This is a genomic window from Bacteroidota bacterium (assembly GCA_018831055.1).
GTDB lineage: Bacteria > Bacteroidota > Bacteroidia > Bacteroidales > B18-G4 > M55B132.
Map to the genome: position 1 here is coordinate 1 of JAHJRE010000172.1, position 4945 is coordinate 4945.

The 4945-nt window shown below is 40.9% G+C and carries 5 protein-coding genes; 2 read left to right on the forward strand and 3 right to left on the reverse strand.

What is annotated here, in order from left to right; translation table 11 throughout:
* Together KKA81_11245 and KKA81_11250 are read left to right on the forward strand one after the other, a co-directional pair.
* The coding region (locus KKA81_11245; GenBank protein ID MBU2651501.1) for an outer membrane beta-barrel family protein at positions 1-1449 on the forward strand (1449 nt) is incomplete at its 5' end.
* Positions 1450-1520: 71 nt separating this feature from the next.
* Complete coding sequence (locus tag KKA81_11250) at positions 1521-2465, forward strand: glycosyltransferase family 2 protein (protein MBU2651502.1); 945 nt, start codon at positions 1521-1523, stop codon at positions 2463-2465.
* Here the strand turns inward: KKA81_11250 and KKA81_11255 are convergent.
* The 3 genes from KKA81_11255 to KKA81_11265 form a co-directional block, all read right to left on the reverse strand.
* Positions 2452-3063 (reverse strand): hypothetical protein, encoded by a 612-nt coding sequence (locus KKA81_11255; GenBank protein ID MBU2651503.1) that lies wholly within the window; start codon positions 3061-3063, stop codon positions 2452-2454. The genes KKA81_11250 and KKA81_11255 overlap by 14 nt on opposite strands.
* A 206-nt stretch (positions 3064-3269) precedes the next feature.
* Positions 3270-4109, reverse strand: coding sequence for a hypothetical protein (locus tag KKA81_11260; protein MBU2651504.1), 840 nt, complete (start codon positions 4107-4109; stop codon positions 3270-3272).
* A gap of 35 nt (positions 4110-4144) precedes the next feature.
* A complete protein-coding gene (locus KKA81_11265; GenBank protein MBU2651505.1) occupies positions 4145-4645 on the reverse strand; it encodes an ORF6N domain-containing protein in 501 nt (166 codons plus the stop codon).
* Positions 4646-4945: the final 300 nt, after the last annotated feature.

Consider the following 4945-nt stretch of genomic DNA (forward strand, 5'->3'; position numbering starts at 1 on the left):
GCAGTAAGATATGGTGAATTCAATTCCGGATGGGACCGCCACCTGGAGAGCAAAGAATGGATCGTTCCCGATACAACCCCGGTTCAATATTACCTTAGTGAGGAAGATGGCCCAAGAAGATCCAAATACTTCTCTACCGACTTATACTTTAAGCAACAACTCGACACACTCGGTCAAAAACTGGAAATCAATGTGTTTCTTGCAGGCCGCGATGGTAACGATGAAGAAAACACAAAAGAATGGATCTCCGATGCCAGCTGGAATAAACAGGGAGATCCGATCCGGTACATCAACACCCTGGAAAAGGAAAACGCCCGGCAAATGCAAAATAAACTTGACTATACCAAACCATTCCGTAATAACGCAACCCTCGAAGCCGGCCTGCTTACCGATCACTCAAAAGATAATGAGGATTATATCTTCGGACAGATCCCGGCGTCGGAAATTCCCGATTACAGTAATAAAATGAAATTCCGGCAGGATATTTATGCTGCCTATCTTACTTTTTCACATCAGCTATTTGGGTTTGAGTACCTCCTCGGACTGCGGGGTGAATATACCCATAGGGTCATCACATCGGAGCAAGCCGGGCTGGATTATACGATTGACCAGCCCGATTATTTCCCCAGCCTTCATATTTCCAGAAAATTAAAAAAAGACCACCAGCTTTACACCAGCTACTCGCGCCGTATCGACCGGCCGGGAGGCAGACAACTTGAACCGTTCACCTACTACAGGGATGCTAATAACCGTTGGCGTGGCAATCCTGATCTTAAACCGGAATACATAAACTCTTTTGAACTGGGATGGCTTAAAAAGTGGAAAGGTAGCTTCATGAGCCTGGAAGGATTCTATAAAAACACTAAAAATTTAATATCCAGGGTTAGTGAAGCTTCCGAAGGCACCGTGATCACTCATACCTTTGTAAACCTGAATCAGGATCATTCACTGGGAGGAGAAGCCATGATAAGTATTGATGCAGTAAAGTGGCTTTCACTTAATCTCATGGGAAGTGTTTATTATTACGAACTGGACGGAGAACTTAACGGAGAACCCCTCAACGAATTCACCACTACCTGGAACACAAGGATGAATGCCGGCGTCAAACTAAAATCTTCCACGCGGTTTGAAATCAGAACAACATACCGGGGCCCTACCGTTACTGCCCAGGGATCCCGGGAAGGCACATTCACGGCTGATGCCGCCATCCGGCAGGACTTTCTTAAACGGTCCCTCAGCGCAGTACTTCAGGTGAAAGATATCTTTGGCACCCTGAAATATGAGATCACTTCGTCAGAGAAAAATGTCTTTTACGAAAGATCCCGTTTTACTATGGAACCTCAGGTGGTTATGCTTACTCTATCCTATAAATTCAATAATTTCCAGCTTAGAAAAGACGACATGGGTGATCCGGGAAACAGCGATTCCGGAATGGATATTTCATACTGATACAGGATATTGGTTATTTTTGTATCCCGTCAGGATTTACCAACGGGAATCGCCCCATCAAAATATTTGCTATGTTAAAGCTCTCTGTTGTAGTTTGTGTTTATAACGAGGAAGGAAATATCAGGCCACTGGTGGAAAAGATCAGATCCAGCCTGAAAGAATATGAATACGAAATCGTTTATGTTGATGACGGCTCAACCGATAACACGCTGAAAGAACTCCGGGCTGTTCTCGGTCCCGATCTGAAAATCATCGAACTTCAGAAAAACTATGGTCAAAGCACCGCCCTTTCCGCCGGTATCGATTTCGCAGAAGGTCAGTATATTGTTACCATCGACGGCGACCTCCAGAACGATCCCTCTGATATCCCTGCCATGCTTGAACTGGCTGAAAAAGAAGAATGGGACATGGTGGCCGGTATCAGGAAAAACAGGCAGGACGGAATGTTCCTCCGGAAAATCCCCAGCCGCATTGCTAATTATATCATACGCTCTTCCACCGGGGTCAAGATGAAAGACTACGGATGCACGTTGAAAGTCTTTAAAAGCGATATTGCCAAAAGCCTCGGACTCTATGGTGAACTTCACAGGTTCATTCCTGTGCTTGCCTCCCTCGAAGGAGCCACCATCACGCAAATGGACGTGAAACATCATCCCCGGACCATGGGCAAATCAAAATATGGTATAAACAGGACTTTTAAAGTGGTGAGCGACCTTTTGCTTGTTTTGTTTTTTAAAAAATACATGCAAAAACCCATGCACCTTTTCGGAAATTTCGGACTTATCCTGTTCCTGGGTGGTTTGGGAATCAATGTATACCTCCTTATTCTTAAAATTCTCGGATACGATATCTGGGGCAAACCACTCCTTATCCTGGGACTTATACTGCTAATTGCCGGAATTCAACTTATCACGATCGGTATTGTGATTGAAATACTGATGCGCACTTACTACGAATCCCAGCAAAAAAAACCGTACCGTGTAAGAAAAGTCATTACCACTGCTAAGGCCCAATAGCATCTTTCTTCCTTTGGAATTCCTGTTTGCGAGCGCCATGGTCTTTTAGTTCCCGCAGAAACTCAAACGAATCCATATCGTCAATGTAAGCCGAGGGATCCTGCTTTGTTGTTAACGAAAGCGCATACACAAACCCCTCCGTCAGGTACAGATCAATAACTGCATGTTCCGAAGCTGAAGCGTAAATGTGACGGGAACTATTAAATCCGTTCTTCACCCGAAATTCCATGTCCTGTCTCTCCAAACCATCAAACCGCTTTCGATCCTGGTTCTTTATATCTTCCAGGATGCGCTCGGTCTCAATAATAAGGCACAGGCTGTCGTTGAAACAATCCCTGCCGCGAGGATAGATTTCCAGCAACAGCATATCCCGGTTGCCCAGATTGAAACTGGCTGTATAACTGGTGATCTCATCCTGGAAAACATAGGGTTCACTGATCTTTATGATCCTGAAATTCCATTGCTCGGCAGTAAAATATTCCTGGGAAAAACATGCAGGAATAACTGCCAGAAAAAGCAAAACGATCGTTAATCTTGATAAAATTGTTGACAGCTCAGTATATGAGGCGTTGAGCATTTCAACGCACTTACCTGTCAAGCTTCTGATATTTTTATTAAATGTACTCATGCTTAATTAATCACTTGCTGTCCAATTACTTGTGTGTTGTTGTACGACTTAGTACCTAAAACTTTCGGGATATATGGTTTTTCATTATGTGTAATAGTTTGGAATGCCATGTAAGCTATCGCCAATTCTTGTTGTTATTTCAGTCAATAGAAATCCTTTCCACACACTCATAAGGATTACATTGAAGATTTGATTGGTTTAGCATTGCTAAAAAAGTCATGTAATTCATTTCTTTTTTCTTTAACAAGTAATTCTAAACGATTAGCAGATTGGTTGTTTTTGATTGTCCGGTTCCACTTTGTTTTCATCCAACCGTATTTGTTGTATATATTGGGCTGGATATTTTTTAATCCTTTCAGTATTACCTCTTTTGTTTGTTTAAGGTGGTTTATGTACTCAGCATCATTAACAAACAGGTTCAGTTCAGGCTTCTGGCATTTATCAAAATAATCGAGGTAATAAAAGTCATCCTCATCCAGGGTTATCAGGTCATCCAGCTTTTGAGCCTGTCCTTTTATATTCTCACTTATTTTACTATTTATATCCGTCAAACTTTTTGGCAAAATTATTCTTGGGCTGTTGGCTGCCAGGCTTTCAACTTTATATGCCTGAACCATTGCAGGCCCGAAAAGTACTTTACCTGTATGTATTAAAGGACCATATGCAATACCACCCCTTATGAGAATTTCCTGTCTTAGCAATTCGATATGCAAAAATAAAAGCTCTTCAAATAAATATCGAAGTTCCTTTTCACTTTCAGCTACTTTAAAAGATATTACAATAGCATCAGAGAACTGAGTCACTTGCCTGGATGGAACTGCATCCTCAGGCTCTTCTTCAGCCCCCATCAGGTCAGAGATGCGTTCAAAAGTTTTATTTAAATCGAAAATACAACTCTCATTATCAGCTAATCCTCCATCTGCATCCTTCAATTGTGTTTTATTCAGTATAGTCTGAAAGCCTAATATATCTACAAATGCTATGATTCTATTTTCGTATGCCAATTTATTTTCCATTGTATTGTTTTAACTTGAAATCACATTTTGTGATCTCAAGATTTCTTATTTAATTCAATTGCAATTAATTGTAAAGTTTTAATAACCCTATTCTTCGCCGAAGCTTCTTTCTCCAGCTGTTCAATACGTTTCTTTAAATGTTTGTTTTCCGCCAAAATCTTTTTGGTTTCAGTAAAAGTATTTATGATGTGTTTGGCGACCTCATCGGCCATTGGTGACCGTAACACAGTAGCCAACATATAAATTCCTTTCTCGGTAAAAGCACGCGGAGGATAACGAACACCACCCCAATTTGAGATCATATTTTGTGATTTCAAGATTTCCCTTAAGTCTTGAAATTCTTGCTCATTTAATTTAAAAGAAAAACCCTCACCAAATCGAGCTTCATTACGTTTCACCTGTTGATTTATTTTCCTTGTTTCAGTTTCATATATTTGAGCCAAATCCCTGTCAAGCATTACACGTTGATTACGGATTGTATATACCAAATCAACCATTTTGGAAGGGATTATTTCTGCTTTCCTATTTTTATTCATCGATTTTTACGCTAAGAAGGTTGTTATTAATTCTTTTATTTCGCAGTGCTTTTTCTTTTAGTTGCTGTTCAGATTCAGCTTTTATGCTTTGAAAAAGTTGGGAAAAATCAATGTCATCTTCTAAATCTGCCAATTTAACATAACACCCAACGGTACAGCCTTTTGGCGAATACCCACACTAAGATAGCAAATAAATACAAATTATCAACATAAGATTTTACGCTCAGGTACAGATGCGCCAGCCAATGGGCTGTACCGTATGTTATAAAAGCGCAGCCCCCGTTCCTGTGTTGAACACCA

What these genes read in the sequence shown, in the direction of transcription:
- KKA81_11265 (MBU2651505.1), bottom strand. Translation starts at nt 4,645, where the DNA reads ATGAATAAAAATAGGAAAGCAGAAATAATCCCTTCCAAAATGGTTGAT.
- KKA81_11260 (MBU2651504.1), bottom strand. Translation starts at nt 4,109, where the DNA reads ATGGAAAATAAATTGGCATACGAAAATAGAATCATAGCATTTGTAGAT.
- KKA81_11250 (MBU2651502.1), top strand. Translation starts at nt 1,521, where the DNA reads ATGTTAAAGCTCTCTGTTGTAGTTTGTGTTTATAACGAGGAAGGAAAT.